This window comes from Acinetobacter sp. ABJ_C4_1 (assembly GCF_044538495.1).
GTDB lineage: Bacteria > Pseudomonadota > Gammaproteobacteria > Pseudomonadales > Moraxellaceae > Acinetobacter > Acinetobacter nosocomialis_A.
Genome location: NZ_JBIUCQ010000012.1, coordinates 64,201 through 83,101 on the forward strand (window position 1 = coordinate 64,201; position 18,901 = coordinate 83,101).

At 37.1% G+C, this 18,901-nt stretch carries 17 protein-coding genes and 1 pseudogene; 12 read left to right on the forward strand and 6 right to left on the reverse strand.

Annotated elements, in window-relative coordinates:
- The first annotated feature begins 75 nt into the window (after positions 1-75).
- Complete coding sequence (locus tag ACIF8R_RS14090) at positions 76-1,059, forward strand: lysophospholipid acyltransferase family protein (protein WP_396481423.1); 984 nt, start codon at positions 76-78, stop codon at positions 1,057-1,059.
- Here ACIF8R_RS14090 and ACIF8R_RS14095 read toward each other — a convergent pair.
- The 3 genes from ACIF8R_RS14095 to ACIF8R_RS14105 all read right to left on the reverse strand — a co-directional run bounded on the left by ACIF8R_RS14095 (position 1,012) and on the right by ACIF8R_RS14105 (position 5,442).
- The gene (locus ACIF8R_RS14095; protein ID WP_396481425.1) at positions 1,012-3,444 is read right to left on the reverse strand and encodes a DNA internalization-related competence protein ComEC/Rec2; all 2,433 of its coding nucleotides are present in this window, start codon (positions 3,442-3,444) and stop codon (positions 1,012-1,014) included. The two genes, ACIF8R_RS14090 and ACIF8R_RS14095, sit on opposite strands and share 48 nt — an antisense overlap.
- An 83-nt stretch (positions 3,445-3,527) precedes the next feature.
- Complete coding sequence (lolD, locus tag ACIF8R_RS14100; protein WP_311086768.1) at positions 3,528-4,214, reverse strand: lipoprotein-releasing ABC transporter ATP-binding protein LolD; 687 nt, start codon at positions 4,212-4,214, stop codon at positions 3,528-3,530.
- Positions 4,207-5,442: a lipoprotein-releasing ABC transporter permease subunit gene (locus ACIF8R_RS14105; RefSeq protein WP_396481428.1), complete on the reverse strand. Its 1,236-nt coding sequence runs from the start codon at positions 5,440-5,442 to the stop codon at positions 4,207-4,209. Before ACIF8R_RS14105 ends, lolD begins: the two co-directional genes overlap by 8 nt.
- 137 nt (positions 5,443-5,579) lie before the next feature.
- Between ACIF8R_RS14105 and ACIF8R_RS14110 the strand changes: the two are divergent.
- Positions 5,580-5,660 (forward strand): annotated as a pseudogene (locus ACIF8R_RS14110) (PilZ domain-containing protein); the annotation flags it as partial.
- Between the two features lie 29 nt (positions 5,661-5,689).
- On the opposite strand, the gene ACIF8R_RS14115 reads toward ACIF8R_RS14110, so the two are convergent.
- Both ACIF8R_RS14115 and ACIF8R_RS14120 read right to left on the reverse strand, forming a co-directional pair.
- Positions 5,690-6,598 (reverse strand): DMT family transporter, encoded by a 909-nt coding sequence (locus tag ACIF8R_RS14115; protein WP_396481430.1) that lies wholly within the window; start codon positions 6,596-6,598, stop codon positions 5,690-5,692.
- A gap of 10 nt (positions 6,599-6,608) precedes the next feature.
- A complete protein-coding gene (locus tag ACIF8R_RS14120; RefSeq protein WP_079377047.1) occupies positions 6,609-7,094 on the reverse strand; it encodes a YaiI/YqxD family protein in 486 nt (161 codons plus the stop codon).
- Between the two features lie 257 nt (positions 7,095-7,351).
- On the opposite strand from ACIF8R_RS14120, the gene ACIF8R_RS14125 reads away from it, so the two are divergent.
- The gene (locus ACIF8R_RS14125) at positions 7,352-8,293 is read left to right on the forward strand and encodes a hypothetical protein (protein WP_396481432.1); all 942 of its coding nucleotides are present in this window, start codon (positions 7,352-7,354) and stop codon (positions 8,291-8,293) included.
- A gap of 33 nt (positions 8,294-8,326) precedes the next feature.
- The gene (locus ACIF8R_RS14130; protein ID WP_019457296.1) at positions 8,327-8,473 is read left to right on the forward strand and encodes a hypothetical protein; all 147 of its coding nucleotides are present in this window, start codon (positions 8,327-8,329) and stop codon (positions 8,471-8,473) included.
- Between the two features lie 58 nt (positions 8,474-8,531).
- Here ACIF8R_RS14130 and serC read toward each other — a convergent pair whose 3' ends face one another.
- Positions 8,532-9,611 (reverse strand): 3-phosphoserine/phosphohydroxythreonine transaminase, encoded by a 1,080-nt coding sequence (gene serC / locus ACIF8R_RS14135; RefSeq protein ID WP_019457297.1) that lies wholly within the window; start codon positions 9,609-9,611, stop codon positions 8,532-8,534.
- Between the two features lie 377 nt (positions 9,612-9,988).
- Between serC and ACIF8R_RS14140 the strand changes: the two genes are divergently transcribed.
- The 8 genes from ACIF8R_RS14140 to ACIF8R_RS14175 all read left to right on the forward strand — a co-directional run bounded on the left by ACIF8R_RS14140 (position 9,989) and on the right by ACIF8R_RS14175 (position 18,900).
- Positions 9,989-11,476 (forward strand): TolC family protein, encoded by a 1,488-nt coding sequence (locus ACIF8R_RS14140; protein WP_396481434.1) that lies wholly within the window; start codon positions 9,989-9,991, stop codon positions 11,474-11,476.
- Positions 11,477-11,488: 12 nt separating this feature from the next.
- Complete coding sequence (locus tag ACIF8R_RS14145) at positions 11,489-12,610, forward strand: HlyD family secretion protein (protein WP_396481436.1); 1,122 nt, start codon at positions 11,489-11,491, stop codon at positions 12,608-12,610.
- Positions 12,611-12,613: 3 nt separating this feature from the next.
- Positions 12,614-13,744: an ABC transporter permease gene (locus tag ACIF8R_RS14150; protein WP_396481438.1), complete on the forward strand. Its 1,131-nt coding sequence runs from the start codon at positions 12,614-12,616 to the stop codon at positions 13,742-13,744.
- On the forward strand, positions 13,741-14,832 hold the full coding sequence (locus tag ACIF8R_RS14155) for an ABC transporter permease (protein ID WP_396481440.1): 1,092 nt from the start codon (positions 13,741-13,743) through the stop codon (positions 14,830-14,832). The genes ACIF8R_RS14150 and ACIF8R_RS14155 overlap by 4 nt, the downstream gene beginning before the upstream one ends.
- A 258-nt stretch (positions 14,833-15,090) precedes the next feature.
- On the forward strand, positions 15,091-15,885 hold the full coding sequence (locus ACIF8R_RS14160; RefSeq protein ID WP_263614401.1) for a ChbG/HpnK family deacetylase: 795 nt from the start codon (positions 15,091-15,093) through the stop codon (positions 15,883-15,885).
- A complete protein-coding gene (locus ACIF8R_RS14165) occupies positions 15,882-16,862 on the forward strand; it encodes a glycosyltransferase family 2 protein (RefSeq protein ID WP_396481443.1) in 981 nt (326 codons plus the stop codon). Before ACIF8R_RS14160 ends, ACIF8R_RS14165 begins: the two co-directional genes overlap by 4 nt.
- Position 16,863: 1 nt before the next feature.
- Positions 16,864-17,244, forward strand: a complete 381-nt coding sequence (locus ACIF8R_RS14170) for a GtrA family protein (protein WP_331422147.1) — start codon at positions 16,864-16,866, stop codon at positions 17,242-17,244.
- A gap of 9 nt (positions 17,245-17,253) precedes the next feature.
- A complete protein-coding gene (locus tag ACIF8R_RS14175; protein ID WP_396481445.1) occupies positions 17,254-18,900 on the forward strand; it encodes an ArnT family glycosyltransferase in 1,647 nt (548 codons plus the stop codon).
- The last annotated feature ends 1 nt before the right edge of the window (position 18,901 follow it).

The window sequence follows — 18,901 nt, forward strand, 5'->3', positions numbered from 1 at the left end:
TCTAAATAATATGATTTCATTTATAATATTTTTGTCTTTTTTATTTGTTGTTCCCTCCATACCTTACTGCTATAGATGACTAGACCAGATTCAAAAAGCATGAACTATCAATTACTCAAAACATTTAGCCGACTACCTATTCAATTTGGGCGCTCTATTGCTCGTCTATTGGCTGGCCTAGTAAATACCTTAAAAATTACTAAAACCTCAAAAAGTATAGAACTGAACTTAAGGATTGCCCTACCCCACTTAACACCACAACAACGTATAGCAATTACAGAAAAGGCTATACGTAATGAATTAACTTCATATTTTGAGTTTTTAAGTATTTGGGGTTCATCGAACCAAGAAAATATTGCTCGTATTCATCGTATAGAAGGCGAACAATATTTTCATGATGCATTAGCTGAAAAAAAAGGTGTTGTGCTAGTCGTCCCACATTTTGGTACATGGGAAGTCATGAATGCATGGTGCGCACAGTTCACCTCAATGACAATTTTATATAAACCAGTCAAAAATGATGATGCTGACCGTTTTGTACGAGAAGCACGCAGTCGTGAACAAGCAAATTTAGTTCCGACCGATGAAAGTGGTGTAAGACAAATTTTTAAAGCACTCAAAAAAGGTGAAACTACAGTAATTTTGCCAGATCATACTCCAAACATTGGGGGAGATATGGTGAAGTATTTTGGTGTTCCACTTGCTTCAAGTAATTTAAGTGCAAAACTCATCCAAAAAACAAAAGCGAAAGCTTTATTTCTTTATGCGATCCGTAATGAAAATGACGGCTTTACCATGCATATTGAACCTATGGATGAGAAAATCTATGAAGGCTCTGCGGATGATGGTACTTATGTCATCCACCAAGCAATTGAGCAGCTCATTCATAAATATCCAGAACACTACCACTGGAGCTATAAACGCTTTAAAGCAAACCCAGCTTTAGATAATGTTTATAATATTGACCCTTTAGAAGCGATTAAAACTGTGAATAGACTCAAAGCTGAAGCTTTAGAGAGCTCTACGCAACCAGAGCCGCTCAAAACGCCGGTCGTGTAAAACCATTTTGTGATTTTCCAAAATAAAACTTAACGCTCCTTGCTCTACTGTACTTTTAAGTGGGATATGAAGGACTTTTAAACGATTGATAACCTCTTGGCTAGGATGGCCATAACGGTTATCAAACCCTGCCGATGCAATTGCCAGTTTTGGTTTTAGGGTTGCTAGAAAATCATAAGCCGAACTGTGTTTGCTTCCATGATGCCCTAATACCAAAACATCTACTTTTAAGCTTGGATAGTCTTTTAACAGCTCGTATTCTGCTTCCCAGCCTGCATCCCCCATAATCAGAAAATTTTGGTAACCACTGACTCCTTTGAAATGAAGATATACCACACAGGAATATTGATTCTGTTGAGAAGGTACAAAAGCTAAATCTTTTTCTTTAGGCCATAAAACTTGAATATCTAACTCAGGATATTGCCATTGTTGACCTTGATGGCAATATTGAAATGACTGCTTGAGAGTATTTGAAGATTGCTCATTTGAGAGAACCTGCTTTACAGGAATCTCCTGCTGAATGGCAGGAAAAGCGCCACTATGATCTTGGTCAAGATGAGACAATACAACACGATCTAATTGTTTTACACCTTGTTGGCGTAAAAATGGGACTACAACATTTTTACCAATACTAAAGATCTTTTCATCGTAAGAGCCGCCTGTATCAATTAGCCAGTTTTGTTCAGAATGTTGTAAGAAAATAGCCTGCCCCTGCCCAACATCTAAAATATGAAGCTGAGTTTGCTGGTTCGTTTTATTCACTATAATGAGAGGTAAGCAACAGAGTAATCCCCACGTTTTTGGCAAGGCTCCTTTAGGCAAAAATAAAATAAGAATACCTAAACTAACTGCAAATAGAGCCAGTGGCGTCAAGCTTATACCCTGTAATGGTAAAGAGAGTTTTTCTAATAGGTCCAAACAACTCAGTAAGATACTGAGTAAAATATCATTGAAATGAAAAAGCATATTTCCAAATGGTTTTACTACAAACCATGCGCAAGCAGCCATGATATTTAAAGGGACAATAACACCACCAATAATAGGCACAGCAATAATATTGGTTAATGGAGCAACCCAAGAAATTTGTTGAAAGAACAGTAAGGTTAAAGGACTCAATGCAATAAATATTTTGCCTTGAGACTCAATTAACACCTTACTCATAAAAATCAGTTTTGAACTCAAACTTAAAAAATGTTGCTCAGGTAACTGCACTATAGTTTGATAAATTCTTAATAAAATAAAGCATGCCCCATAAGACAGCCAAAAACCTGCAGAAAGGACACTAACCGGGTCCATTAGCAACAGTAGACTTGCGCTATATACCAGTAATGCAAATGGTTTAAGGGGGTGTTTTAATAATAGGAAAGAAATAAATATAAAGACTGACAACAATGTCCGTAGTGCAGGAATTTCAAATCCCACAAAAGCTGTATAAATTAAAACACCGAAGCAGCATGGCACAGCCATCAAAACCTGTTTCGGTTTCCATAAATAAATTTGAGGGTAATAACGACAAATGAGTTGATGACACACCCAAGACAACATGATGGCAAAAATAAGTACATGTGGACCCGAAATCGCCAATAAGTGAGCAATTCCTAATTGTTTAAATTGTAGTTGAGTTTCATCTGATAAAAGACTTTCATCACCAGTCAGTAAAGCTAAAATTAGGCCCTTTTGCTGTAATGAAGAATTGTGTAATAGATGCCTAAAAGTTAAGCGAAGCTTTTCTATATTTAAATGAAATCTATTAAAAAAGGACTGCTGCTCTTTCAAATGCTGTTGATATCCTAATCGATAGATTTCATCAAGGCTTAAAGGCTCAATATGCTGAACGATAAAACTAGACATTATATTTCGCTGAACAAACCACTTTTCCTGATCAAAAGCTCCTGAGGTGGCGTAACTATGAGCAGGTTTTGTTTTTCCAGATATTCGATAGTAATGGCCTAATTTAAGTTCTTGACCGCCCTTCAACACACCCTGATTATTATTTTTTAAATACAACAGCCAATTTACTGGTTCTTTAGTCAGATTTAATACTTGTGCATTTTGTTGAACTTTATTGTCTTTTTCTTCACTGAGTTGCTTTATATAAACAATAATATCGAGATTTTTTGAATCCGTTTCTCTTTGTTGTAAGCGTTCGATCAGCGCATTCTCGGCATATTGATACCCCACAATAAATAGACTGACTGTACATAACAGGCAATACATTGCCTTTAAAAGTGGTCGAACAACGAATACTGAGCGTCTAAAAAGATAAAAAATAAAGGCAAGTAAAAGTAGAACCTTAACTACTTCTCCATATTGCATGATTAAAGGTAAATGAATACCCATTAATGCAATACCGCCAACCCACCCCAATAGAATAATTTTAAACATTCAAAATCTTGTCATTATCATTTTAGGGGCAAAATTAAAGCCCAACTGAGTGGGCTTTAACAATGTGATTTAATGACAATTTTTTAAGAACCATTCACCCACAAACCATCTTCCATATGCAAGATAGAGTCTGCTGCTTGAGCTAATTGCTCATCATGGGTCACAATCAGCATTGCCATGTTTAGTTCTTTCTTAAGATCAGTCAGTAACTCGAAAATACCCACAGCTGTTTTACGGTCCAAATTACCCGTTGGTTCATCAGCTAGAACGACCGCAGGCTTAGTCACCAATGCTCGAGCAAGAGCAACACGTTGACGTTCACCACCTGAAAGCTCACCTGGTTTATGGTCCATACGGTGAGATAGCCCAACGCGATCTAGCAAATATTCAGCTTGTGCCTTGACCGACTTATATTGGCTGTCTGATCGAAGCATTAAAGGCATCGCTACATTTTCAAGCGCACTGAACTCTGGCAACAAGTGGTGAAACTGATAAACGAAACCTAAATACTGGTTACGTTGAAAACCACGTTCCGCTTCACCTAAGTTATCAAAGCGTTGACCATTTAAAAATACTTGTCCTTGTGTAGGCTGATCTAAGCCACCAAGTACATGTAACAAAGTACTTTTACCTGAACCACTCGCCCCTACAATAGATACAAACTGCCCTGCTTCAACCTGTAAAGAAAGACCTTTAATGACTTCAACCTTAGATTTACCATCATCAAAATGCTTATAAATATCTTTTGCTTCTAAAACGACTTTACTCATAACGCAATGCCTCGGCAGGTTGAACTTTGGCTGCACGAAGCGCCGGATAAATAGTTGCCAAGAAACTTAAGAGTAAAGAAACAATTACGATAATTGTGACGTCTTGCCATCTTAAGTAAGAAGGTAAGTAATGTACAAAATAGGCATCGAACAAATTAAGCCCGAGCACATTATTAAACCAAGAAATAATATCACTGATCGTAAGTGCCAAAACCACACCTAAAATCGTACCCGCAACTGTACCAATCACACCAATCACAGTACCTTGTACCATAAAGATTTTAGTAATCATGGAGGGTGACGCACCTAAGGTACGCAAAATTGCAATGTCCGATTTTTTGTCGGTTACAACCATGACCAAAGACGAGACAATGTTAAATGCAGCAACCACAATAATCAGTACGAGTAATAAACCAACTAATGTTTTTTCCATTTGAATGGCATTAAACAAATTACCGTGTGTATAGGTCCAGTTCGTTGCGTAGAAATTGCTTGGTAAGCTTTTCACAATATCATCGGCAACTTGAGGAGCCGCAAAGATATCATCCATTTTCAAACGGACGCCTTGAGCACCATCAGGTAAACGCAATAAAGTCGATGCATCATATAAAGCAATGTACCCAACCATCGAGTCTACTTCAGCACCTACACTGAAAATACCAACCAGTTTAAAGCGTTTAAAACGAGGGACAACACCTGCTGGAGATGGCGTTGCTTCTGGTAATACCAATGTCACGCTGTCATTTAGACGTAAACCAAGTGAATCAGCCATGTCTTTACCAAGCACAATACCAAATTCACCTTTTTTAAGTGAGTCGAGGCTACCGGCAACAATATGATTTTGAATGATAGAGACATTCTTTTCATATTTAGGGTCAATACCCGTCACCATAATACCGGCCACTTGCCCTTGAGCAGTTAACATACCTTGCAATTGGGTAAAAGGTGCAACTCCAGTCACATGGGGATGATTTTCAACTCGTTTAACCAGCTCAGGCCAATCCGTAAGAATTTGCGTCGATGAAACTGTCGCTTGCGGTACCATTCCCAAAACACGATTTTTCAATTCGCGGTCGAAACCGTTCATTACAGAAAGTACCGTAATCAGTACAGCGACACCAAGTGTCAAACCGACCATCGAAACCAATGCAATAAAAGAAATAAAATGATTACTGCGTCGTGCGCGAGTATATCTCAACCCTATATACAGTGAGATTGGTTTAAACATACCTTCTAAATCCAAGGTGATTGATGGAAAATAGAGAAGTGTGATCTACACTTCTTATTTGGCCATATCGTTAGATGCTGTATTAAGGTTTAAAAATCAGTAAGTTCTGACCTATCCTTAACAATCCTAATATTATATTGCTGCGCTATTTTCTACTACTTAAGATATGAGATCAATTTGATCATGCATTTAGCTACGAATTAGAACAATTTAATGAATAAGCTCAACAAATTACCCTTATCTTCTCCTATTTAGATTTAATATGTTGGGCAAAATTACGGTTTGCTTGAATGTCTTTATAGAAATACAGGAATAGACCAAACAAGATAATAAATGCCCCTACAAAAACCATTATTGAAAGGTGCTCATGGTTTAAAACAGCACCAATCACCATAGCTAACATAGGCGTAATCACGGTTGTAAGCGATAAAGTGGTTGCTTTGATATTTTGTACAAGTTTGAAATAACAGAACATAGCCACAAGTGAGGCCATAAGCACTGTATAAATTAAAGCAAATAGAGATTTAGCTTGCGGCAAATGAGTCGGTACATATTGCCAAATAAACGGAATAAGACAGCTCGCCAAAAGTGATGAAACCAAAATTGAACCTGTTGCCTGAGCCATGGGCTGAACTTGGGCATTCACCTTTTTTACCCAAAAAATAGAAAATGAATAAACAAAAACACTGATCAACATAAGGACAATGCCAAATGGATGTACATGCTGACCTGACCCATTCAAACAAATAATTGCTAGGCCACAAACAGCAATCGCCATACCGAGCCACTGCAATTTATAAAGATGCTGACCAAATCCAAAACGACCAATTAAACCAGCCATAATAGGTGCCAGACCAAACATCAAAGCGATCATGCCTGAACTTAAATATTGGGTCGCAGCATAGGTAAAAATTTGAGAGCCAATTAAACTAAAAGACCCCGCAAAATAACTATGGAGAGCTTGTTTATGAATGGGAAAAGACGTTTTTAGAACAAGTAAAACAACAATCGAAAGAGGTAAAGCAATATAAAAACGTAAGAGTAAGGCCCACATAACATGTAAGTCAGACACGCTCCACACAATGGCTAAAGGTGTCGTTGCCCAAATAAATACAAGCAAGACGTAAGTTGAAGCCAAGTTGGTCTGGGATGGCATAAGAGGCTCACTAAGCTGTTTTACGTTTTTGCTTTAAAATTGTTTGATCGAGCGCACTCGAAAATTCGCGTTTATCACGTTCTGAAATTGGAGGTGGGCCACCCGTCTGGACTCCTGCACCGCGGAGCGTATCCATAAAGTCACGTAAGTGCAAACGAGCCTTAACATTTGCAGTGGTATAAATTTCACCACGTGGATGAATCGCAATACCGCCCTTCTCAATAACTTGAGCAGCAAGCGGAATATCCTGTGTAATGACAATGTCATTTTCAGACATACGATCTACAATTTCCTGATCGGCCTGATCGGCTCCACTTAAAACCTGTATTGATTTAATACGTACCGACGGGGTAATTCCGACATTTTGATTGGCTACAAAAATCACTTCTAATTGATAACGATCTGAAGCTCGTAAAATGACTTCACGCAAAATTTTAGGTAATGCATCTGCGTCTACCCACAGCTTAAATGGCAGCACGTTATTCTCTATTTCCACTAAAAATCTAAGTCTAACAGATGCATTTCACTAGAGAATAGCGCTAAATATAAAACTTGTTTTCTAAATTTAATTTTAACAATACCTTAACAGTCGGTCATATTCACTCTTAAAAATGAGTGATTTCCCCCCATTAAAGGGCTTTTAATAAGTAAATATGTGCTTTTACAAGAGAATTTACATATGTTGACTTGAAAAATAGCAATTACCCTCGATTTAATATAACAAGTGAGATAAACCCAACATCAATCGTACTTATGAAAAATCAAAACAGTCCAGAAGTTATTACGGTAAACGACCAAAATTTTGGTAGTCATGGAGAGCATTGGAATCTACTGACCTCCCATGCAGAGACAGATGTACCAAAATGGCTTGGACTGGCGCTTGATGCTCCTGTAATGCCAATGGGTTTATGCCAAAATGAAGATGAAATGGATCAATCTTTCTGGTTGATTCAAGGTCCTCAAGGGCAAAATGTCACTATTAACCAAATTATTGCGGTTGAAAATCAAAAACCTCGTGCTTTAAAAACAGCATTCCCTAGTTTTGAAAGTCCTTATCAATATAATGCGCAAATTGAACGCATCATTACTTGTGACTCAGCAACTCAGGCAGTATTAAGTTTAAGATTAAATAAAAATACGACTGTTTATGCATTTGATAATTTATTTAGTGTTAATCGTTGTCAATATGACAAAACTCAAACTTACCAAGTTCAATTTAATGCATGGGCTTATGAATTAGAATCAGTCCCTGCTGGTGAAACAATTGTTGTAGATGATCCAGCATCAATTAAGCATCACCGTGCACTAAATGCAATTTTAACTGAACATAATGGAATTGCACCTGAAAACCTACAAGAACTCATTAATGAATGGCAGCCAAAAACTGAGGAAGATCAAGAACCTGTAACGGTTGATTTTTCGAAAATGGTTGCATATTTATATGGTGAAAATCTTGGACAAGAAGACGAAGCTTGGTTCCAAGGTAATATTGTCGGTAAAACTTCAATGACATTTATGGGTGCAGAATATACTCTTTATGATGTCACTTTAGTTTTGGAAGATGATCTTCCTGCCATATTAGTGCGCATTGCGACCCAAAATGATTTGTACAAAAACTTTAATATTGGTGAATATATTCGCGGTAATATCTGGATTCAGGCGAATATTTATGCTAAAAATAGTGAAACTAATTGAATTTCACTAATATTTTAAAAATTAGGCTATTGAATGAAGATTATACCTGAACAAACCACCAGCCTCATTCAAACTAGTAACCCACGTATAAGGGTCGATACTGGTGCGTTTTGCTTTTTTGTTTTAGGTATGTTCTTAGCCGCGATGATGATCCATCAATTTGGTTTCGTCCCTTTTTAATGAATAAATTGCACAATAAATAAAGCCCTCTTTCGAGGGCTTTATTTATTTGATTTACTTAACCATTACGTTTAGCAAAATCATCCATAAAGCGGATAAGTGCTTGAACGCCTTCTAATGGAACCGCATTATAAATACTTGCACGCATACCACCAACTGAGCGGTGACCTGCCAAGTTCAATAAATGATTTTCTTCAGCTTCTTTCAAGAATTGCTTTTCTAAAGCTTCATCTGCCAAGGTGAATGGTACGTTCATAATTGAACGGTTTGGAATAGCAATCGGATTATTATAAAAATCGCTTGAATCGATATAACCATAAAGTAACTGCGCTTTTTCAAGGTTAACTTTATGAATAGCGTCTACCCCACCCTGCTCTAGTAACCATTCAAATACTAAACCAGACAAGTACCAAGCATAAGTCGATGGTGTATTTACCATAGAGCCATTTTTCGCTTGGTCACCATATTTTAAAATACTTGGAATTTCTGGTTTAGCTTGGTCGAGTAAATCATCACGAACAATAACGATTGTTAAACCAGCAGGACCAATATTTTTTTGTGCGCCAGCATAGATTAAACCAAACTTGGTCACATCTAATGGAGCAGATAAAATACTTGATGAATAGTCACAAACAAGTGGTGCTTTAACATCAGGAATACCTGCAAACTGTAATCCGCCAATTGTTTCATTATCTGCATAATGAACATAAGCAGCATCGTCAGATAAGTTCCATTCGCTTTGATCAGAAATTGCGAACTTACCATCTACTTTAATGCCTGCTTCTACAGCATTAATGTCACCATAGCGTTTTGCTTCTTTTAACGCTTTTTCAGACCAAATTCCTGTATGGATATAATCTGCTTTGTTATTTTTACCAAGCAGATTTAAAGGAATTGCTGAAAATTGTAATGACGCGCCACCTTGTAAAAACAGCACTTTATAGTTTTCAGGAATATTCATAAGCTTACGCAAGTCTGCTTCAGCTTTTTCAGCTACCGCAACATAGTCAGCACTACGGTGACTCATTTCCATGATGGATAGACCTTTACCTTGCCAATCCAACAATTCTTGTTGAGCTTTTTCTAAAACGGCAGTAGGTAATGCAGCAGGACCAGCACAGAAATTGTACGCGCGCATGATTTTTCCCTTGTAAAGTGAAACACAATAAAAAAAGGCATTTAACCACAGATTGCTTAAGCTTGCAGCAGCTTCTCTAGTAAATATTTCAATGCTAGGGCGTATTTAGGTTTATTTTTTCAATAACTATTTTATTTATTTGTTTGCTTTCACTTATTTTTTTATAAGTTTTACTCAATAAAGTTCAACTTGACTTGTGAATAGAGTTTCCCATACTGTGCTGAATATATAAAAACTTGCTGTATGATTTTCCATCACGCAAAATAAACTCAAAATCATTTTGTGCTTTTATACAATTGTATAATAAACAATATGATAATTGAATTTAATAACAAGAAATTTAAACTATAAGGGATGATCAAAAATTGTTATATAAAATGCCAACACATCAGTATCGACAGTCAATACGCCCTTTTTTCTTTAAACCCAATTACCTTGCGTTGGTATTGGGAGTATTTATTGCAACGCCTATTTATGCACAAAGCTTAAGTTATGCTGAAGCAGAACAACAAGCTTTAAAAAGCTCATATAGCACTCAAGCCAACCAAGCATTGCAAGAAGCCTCTCAATTAGAAGCTGAAGCAGTCAAAGGTTTAGGGTTACCCAGAGTTGATTTAAACGTTAGAGCATACGCATTTCACAGTGAAACTGATGTGCCGCTGGGTGCTTTTAAACAAAAGCTTGAGAATGATTTAAGCCAAGGACTCAATGATAAGCTTTCACAGTGGAACAATGTCATTCCATCCGATGTTTTGGGACAAGTTCAGGAAGGTTCAAACCAAATCATCCATGACGGTATAAATCGTTTTCCTGACTACGCCAATTTAACTGTAGAAGATCAGGTCGTACGTCCGTCTATTTCAGTTGTGATGCCACTCTACACAGGGGGCTTAACCACTAGTGCCAAAAAGATAGCCAAAATTCAGGCCCAGCGCGCTCAACTTTCAAGCCAACAACAGCAAGATATTCAGCGGTTTGAAGTCGTACAAAGTTATTTTAATGTGCAATTACAACAACAACTGGTCGCAAGTAGTTTATTTAACTTTAATGCAATGCAAAAACATTACAGCAATGCACTAAAACTCGAACAGCAAGGTTTTATTAGTAAAGGACAACGCATGCAATTTGAAGTTGCCCGGAATAATGCAGAGCGAACTTTACAGAATGCACAAGCAAATCTGAATGCCAGTCAATTTAGTTTAAACAATCTTCTGCATCAGCAAAGTAATCCTGATTTAAGTACGCCTCTGTTTGTAAATACAATTCGTAGCCAATCTTTAGAAGCATTGCTAAGTAGTTACGCTCAAAAATCGAGCCTTGTACAAAAAATGCAGTTAGATACTCAATTAGCTAATACAAATATTCAAGCTCAACAAGCAGCAAAGAAACCAAGTCTATTTGCTTTTGGTGAATATTCACTAGATGAAAAGGAAAACTGGATTGTAGGTGTGATGGCAAAGTACAACCTGTTTTCGGGTGTAGATAAAAATAAGAATATTCATGCTGCCGAGTTAAAACGCTATGCTTCAGAACTCATGACTGAACGAACGAAACAGGAAATTGAAGGGTTATTAAATAAGTCATATAACGAGCTCAATTCCGCACAGCAAAGTCACACGCTATTGCAAAGAAATATTAGTGCAGCTCAAGAAAACTTACGTATTCAAGAACTTTCTTTCCGTGAAGGTATGGGAACAGCCACCCAAGTCATTGATGCACAAAATGCATTAAGTGCTCTAAAAACAGAAATGGCTTTAAATGCATATAAATATGTCATGTCACTTGCAACCTTATTGCAAAGCCATGGTTCTATGGACCAGTTTAAAGCTTATGTAACTCAACCACACACTGACTATATCCGTTAATAGGGGCATAAAATGAATCAAGAATCATCTTCTTCTCAGCAAGATTCACCTGTTACGGATACAGAGCAAACAGGTCAAGTTCAATCGAGTAATCAAACTGACAATACTCAAGAAGTAAAGTCGGATAAAAGTGATACACAACCACCTAAAAATTCGAAAATTAAACTAGTTATTGGTGTAGTCATTATTGCTTTGTTGGGTTTGATCAGTTTCGGTTTGTGGAAAAGCTATCAACCCAAGCCTATTGAGTTACAAGGCAGAGTTGAGGCTGAAACTATTCACGTCAGTACTAAAGTTCCAAGTCGTATTGAAGAAATTTATGTTCAAGAGGGCCAAAAAGTTTCTAAAGGACAACCTCTTGTTCGTTTAGTTAGCCCAGAAATTGAAGCTAAAAAGCAACAAGCTTTAGCAACCTTACAATCCGCTTTAGCATTTCAATCGACTGTAGACCGAGGCTCCCAACAAGAAAATATCGATACTCTTTATGCCAATTGGCAAAGTACGAAAGCTCAAGCAAACCTTGCAAAAACCACTTATCAACGTGGTGAAAACTTATATAGACAAGGTGTCATTTCACGTCAAAGACGAGATGAGATGTTAGCAGCACAAACTTCTGCTCAAGAGTTAAGTGAAGCATCTTATCAACAATATGCACGAGCAAAGCGTGGAAGTACCAGCCAACAAAAATCTACGGCAGATGCTCAAGTTGATATTGCCAAAGCAGCAGTCAGCGAAGCCCAAGCACTTGAAGCAGAAACCCGTTTACTCGCTCCTATTTCGGGTAAAGTTTCCAAAACTTATGGTAAGCCTTCCGAACTGGTTGCGATGGGTGTACCCGTTGTTAGCATTTTAGAAGATGATGATTTGTGGGTGAGCTTAAATGTCGGTGAAAACCAATATGCTTCTGTTTATAAAAACAAAACGCTAGAAGGATTCATTCCTGCATTAAATCAAACCGTGATATTTAAAATAAAAAATATTGATGCAGAAGGTGAATTTGCCACGATTAAAACCACTCGTCAGACTGGCGGTTATGATATTCGTAGCTTTAAATTACATCTGGTGCCTGAGCGTCCTGTCAAAGACTTAAAGGTTGGCATGAGTGTTCTATTTAAAATTAAAGAAGAAAAATAAAGCATGCTTGCCAGTATATTACGTGAACTAAACTATCTAAGAAGCAATAAATGGGATTTGTGCATGGTGACACTCATCCCTGCTTTTATCATTTTTTTGTTTAGCAGCATGTTTTATGCAGGTAAGGCTGAACATTTACCTATCGCAATTATTGATCAGGACCAGAGTGAACTGAGCCGTAATATTGAAAAATATCTTTCGTTAAATCATACGGTAGATGTTAAAACAATTACTGCAAGCGCAACCGAAGCTGAGAAACTACTCAATGAAACCAAAATTTGGGGCTATGTTTTTATTCCAGACGGCGCTGAAAAACGTTTTGTAAAAGCTCAAGATGCTCAAATCAGTATCGCATTTAACCAATCGTTCTTTAGCGTAGGAAATACGATTTCCTCTGCCATGTTGGTTAGTACGCTCAATGCTTTAGCAGACTACGCAGGTCAGAGTTATTTAGCAAATAATATCCCCTATTTAGATATTCCTACAGCACACGTTAAAATTTCAACGCTTTATAACCCAAGTATGAGCTATGAATTTTATTTAGAGCCTTTCATGGTTCCTGCTGTTTTGCATCTATTACTCTGTTGTTGTGTGGCTTTTGCCATTGGACAAGAACTTAAACGTGGCACATTAACCCAGTGGGTTAACCGTGAAAATTTTATTCGCGGCTTACTGGCTAAAAATTTACTTTATAGCTTTATTTTTTGTCTCTGGACTTGGTTATGGATGTTTTGGCTCGTTGAGATTCGCGGTTGGTTTGTCGCAGGTTCTCTCAGCTTTTTATTAGTTGCCCAGTTTTTGCTTTATTTTTCTTATGCACTCATTAGTAGTACCGTCATTCTTGCGACCAAAAATTTAAGTAAAACTTTCGGTTTTATTGCAGTCTACGGCGGGTCTTCTCTAAGCTTTGCAGGGGTTACCCTGCCTTTAAATAATGCACCAATTTTCACTAAATTTTGGTCTTTAATTATTCCATATACACCTTATGCAAAGCTCCAAACCGAACAATGGGTGATTGGAAGTCCACTTTTTATTTCAGTGATGCCCTTTTTAATACTGATTGGCTACTGCCTTATTTATTTCATTTTGAGTTCCCTGCTGCTTAAAAAATTAGTTCGGGGGACAGCACAATGAAAGAATTCTTAAAGGCTTACGGACAAACATTTAAAGATATTGTTAGTAACAGTTCGGTTTTCACGACACTGATTTTATCAGTCATTCTTTATAGCTTTTTTTATCCAACTGCCTATAAAGCTGAACGTGCCGAATCAATTCCAATTGTCATTGTTGATGAAGAACAGAGTCTTTTAAGCTCTCAAATTATTGGACAAACAAGCAATAGTCCGCACGTTAAAATTGTTGATGTCACTGCTAATTTTCTCGAAGCTGAACAAATGGTTCGCGAGCAAAAAGCAGATGGTATTTTGCTTTTACCCAACAACTTAACACAGAGTCTACGCCACGGGGAAACTGGTGGAATTGGCTTATACTTAAGTACAACCAACTTTTTAAAAACTAAAGAAATTGGGTTAGGTCTTGCTACATCTATTGAGGCCACATTAAAAGAATATGTTGAAAAATTTGGAGAGCGTACACATTTCCAACCAGCGCTTTCTATTCATCAGGTTCCTTTATTTAACCCTCTTTCAGGTTATGGAAGCTATATTTTTCCAGCAGTTGCAACACTCATTATTCATCAAACGATTGTATTAGGCTTAGCCATGCTGATTGCAAGCTACCGCGAAAAGCATGAAAAAATTACCTCCATTCGCTTTGCTGGAATTTTTGCCAGCCTCTTTACGATTGGTTGTTTAAGCAGTTGTTACCTTTTTGGTTTTACCTTGTGGTTCAACGACTATCCACATGGTGGAAACTTTATTGGTTTACTCGTTGCGGTTCCGATTTTTATTAGTTGTGTGATTGGATTAGGCATGTTGATTGGCTCACTTTTAGACATGCCTGAACGTGCCGGACATATCATTGTATTTAGTTCAGTTCCGCTTTTCTTATTAACTGGTACAGCATGGCCCCACCATGCCATGCCTGAATGGTTACAATGGTTTGCTTGGTGCTTACCCTCTACACACGGTGTACAAATGTTTGTACAGCTTAATCAAATGGGTGTTCCTTTAAATGTTGTGATTCCTAAACTGATTTTTCTTGCAACAATTGGAATCATTTTTTTAATTATTGCCCATTCACGTTTAAAAAATTCCAAGTAAATTTAAGGGTACATGAATGTGTATAAATTATATTTTTATTTACTATAAAATCTTATAGTTAAAGCTTATTTCTTAAATAATTGACCAAATATTTATAAAAAAATAAATAAATTCAAAGTATTAATTTGTATCAATTGTCACGAAACCTTAAGAAAACTTTAAGTTGAAATTAAGAAATTTTCCCCATAGTAATTAGTATAGTTTTTCAGCAGCTAAGCAGAATAGTTCTGCAATCCTGCCCTATGGTGGAATTTGGATATGCCAAAAGTGTGTTATTGCGCAGATGACTTTGCAATGAATGCAGAAATATCTGATGCAATTATTCATTTAATTGAACAAGGTGCACTTCAAGCAACCTCATGTATGACCCAATCTGAACTATGGGAAACTGCTGCTGCCAAATTAAAACCCTTTAGCGACCAAGTTGATATCGGTTTGCATTTAAATCTTACCCATGCTTTCGCTTCAGGTAATACTGTTTTTTCCTTACCCATGCTGATTTTACGTGCATGGTCCTCAAGCCTGAATCGTGAATCAATTACCCAATGTATTGAAGAACAATGGGATTTATTCGTTTCAGTCATGGGAAAACACCCAGATTTTATTGATGGACATCAACATATTCATCAATTTCCATTCATACGCGATATTTTGCTGCAATTGTTAAAAGAGAAAAAATTTACGGGTTGGATTCGAAATTTACAGCACCCGATAGATTTACCTCACTATCGTTTTAAGACTCGCGTGCTATCTGCACTGGGTTCTAATTCTTTAGCAAAAGCATGTCAAACATATCATTTTAATCAAAATGACCAATTTGCCGGTATCTATGATTTTAAGCAAACTGACTATGGCGAACTGAACCAGTATTGGCTTGCAAATGCAAAAGACCATTTACTGATTATGTGCCATCCAGCGCTTGCAGAATCAAATGATCAAGATCCGATTCAACATGCCCGAATACAAGAATATGAATATTTCAGTTCGGATCAGTTTCAACTTGATTGTCAGCAATATGGTATCCAGCTCACTAGACTAGGGGCAATGCAATGAACACAAAACCATTTTTATCCTGCGTTGTTCCAGCCTATAACGAAGCAGAAAATTTAAAAACTTTTATTCCTACTTTAGCAAATAGTCTAAAACAGCAAAATCTTAGCTTTGAAATTATTGTGGTAGATGATGGGAGTAAAGACGACACCATTCCTATTCTACAAACAATGATTGATGATTACCCATTGGTTGTGCTTGAACTTTCACGCAACTTTGGTAAAGAAGCAGCGTTAAGTGCTGGGTTAGATCATGTGACAGGTGAAGTTGCCCTACTGATTGATGCTGATTTTCAACATCCATTTGAAGCAATTCCAACCATGATTAATCTTTGGAAAAATGGTTATGACATGGTGTATGGTATTCGCAATCGTACCACCGAGTCTTGGCTTAAACGTGTTTTAACCCAAGGTTACTATCGTATATTAAACTTAAGCTCTCCGATCGATATTCCAGAAAGCGCGGGCGACTTCCGTCTACTAGATGCAAAAGTTGTTGAAGCAATTAAACAATTGCCAGAAAAAAACCGCTATATGAAAGGACTTTATGCTTGGGTTGGTTTTAAAAGTATAGGCGTTAATTTTTCTGAACAAGAACGTCAGCACGGCCGTTCTAGCTTCAATGTAAAATCTCTATTTAACTTGGCTATGTCAGGTTTAACTGGGTTTTCAGATTTACCTTTACGCATCTGTATTTATTTAGGTGCAATCCTAGCTTTAGGTGCTATGGGTTACGGCGTATGGATCATCATTAAAACGTTGATTGAAGGAATTTCTGTTCCAGGTTGGGCAACACTTGCAGCGGGTATGACTTTACTTGGTGGTATACAGTTGTTGTTTCTGGGTATTGTTGGTGAATATGTTGGCCGTATTTACGCGGAAGTAAAAAACAGACCAAAATACATTGTTGCATCTGAACATTCTCGTATTAAACAAGAAAAATCTATCACAAAGCCGGAAAATACTTTCTCAAGTTTCTAACATGTTTGCTCATATTCTTCAGCTAACGCGGTTTGCCACTACTGGAGCCGCAGCAGCACTTACTCACTATAGTGTAGCCATGCTTCTTTTTCAGAAGCATGTTGCACTGCAATATGCCAATTTACTCGCATTTTTAGTCGCCTATTGGGTGAGCTATTTCGGGCATCGTATTTTTACTTTTAAAGCACAACATCTTGATCATCGTCAGACTCTACCAAAATTCACGTTGGTTGCAGGCTTAGGTTTTTTATTTAATGAAAGTTTTCTTTTACTCTCAAACCTCTATTTTAACGTTCCTGTTTCAACCTTAGTGTGTATTGCAATTGTTCTGACCTCTGTCGTGACTTTTTTGCTTAACCGTTTTTTTGCATTTCAACATTAAGGATTGTGTATGCAGCAATGGCTTCGTAATTCCAAATTTTTATTATTTTTTTTACCGTGTTGGTTACTTCTTCTTTCCTGGATAAGACCTCTATCGGTACCTGACGAAGGCCGCTATGGAGATATTAGCCGAGCGATGGTCGAATCTGGAGATTGGTTAACTCCACGAATCGATGGTTTGCCATTCATGCATAAACCTCCTCTACTACACTGGTTAAGTTCTATGTTTATGGAGCTTTTTGGTATACATGTATGGGTGTTACGGTTAGTACCTGTTTTAGCTGGTACCCTCATGTTAGTGGGTCTATTCTTATTTGTAAAAAAGCATATTTCGGAAGGCGTAGCACAGCTTACGGTTATTATTTTAGCGACTAACCTACTTTTTTTTGGTAGTAGTCAATATATTAACCATGACTTATTAGTAGCATCGGGAATTACATTAAGCGTTTTATGCTTTGCTGATTTCACCATTTCTGCGCGAAAACCTATTTTATTTTTAGGTTATGTAGCTGGTGCAGCCGCCTTTCTAAGTAAAGGACTTATTGGTGTGCTCATTCCAGGTATGATCCTGTTGCCGTGGTTACTCTACACAAAACAATGGAAAAAAATACCTTCTCTGCTTAACCCATTGGCTATCTTGCTATTCTTACTTATTGTTAGTCCATGGTTGTACGCAGTACAAAGCAAATATCCTCAATTTTTACATTATTTCTTTATTGACCAACAATTTAGTCGATTTAGTTCAAAAGAATTTAATAATAAGCAACCTTGGTGCTTCTATCTGCTTATTTTGTTTATCGGTTCTTTACCTTGGTTTTTTGCGAGTAGATTTGAGTCTATTAAGTCCGTCTTTAAAGATTATAAGCAATCAGGTGTATTTGCGCTGCTTGTATGGTGGTTTATTTCTGTCACAGTTTTCTTCTCTATTCCGCCGTCTAAACTAGCAGGCTATATTTTACCTGCTGTCCCGCCCCTTACTATTTTCTTGGCGCTTGTGATTAATAAAGTTCTTGAAAGCAGTTATAAAACCAAATTACAGGTATGGGGTACTCCTGTATTTATTATGATTCTTGGGATTGGTATTGTGGCCACCCCACATTTTCTCCGTGCGAATCAACCATTTTTTCAACATCAAGCCATATTCATTTACACCATTGGTACACTGTTAATTGTGCTTCCACTGGTTTTAGTATGGTTATATAAAAAGCAGAAAGTGAGCTATTTAAACTATATTTTTATGAGTTTAATTGTTCTATGTAGTTCGGTTCCTTTTGCTGTTCGTATTTTAGATACTAAAAACAATGTGGGCCAAACAGATTTTGCTGAGTACATCACCCCATCTACAAAAATAGTTTTCTACAATTACTATTTTTATGATGTGCCTTTCCTTTTACAGCTTAAACAGCCTGTTTATATTGTAAATGAATGGGATAGTGTTCACTCTGATAGCGCTTCTTTAGAAATTAAAGATGGCTTGTTATTTGAACCACAACTTAAAAAGTATTTGTGGAGCGAACAGCAGCTCAAAGATGCTTTATCTCAAAAGCAAGATTTGATCGTGGTAAGCCAACCTAATAATTTTGCAACTAAAGACCCGTCAGTAAAAACTTTGCATTACAGAAACTATGATGTGTTTATTTTCCATTCAGCAAAATAAA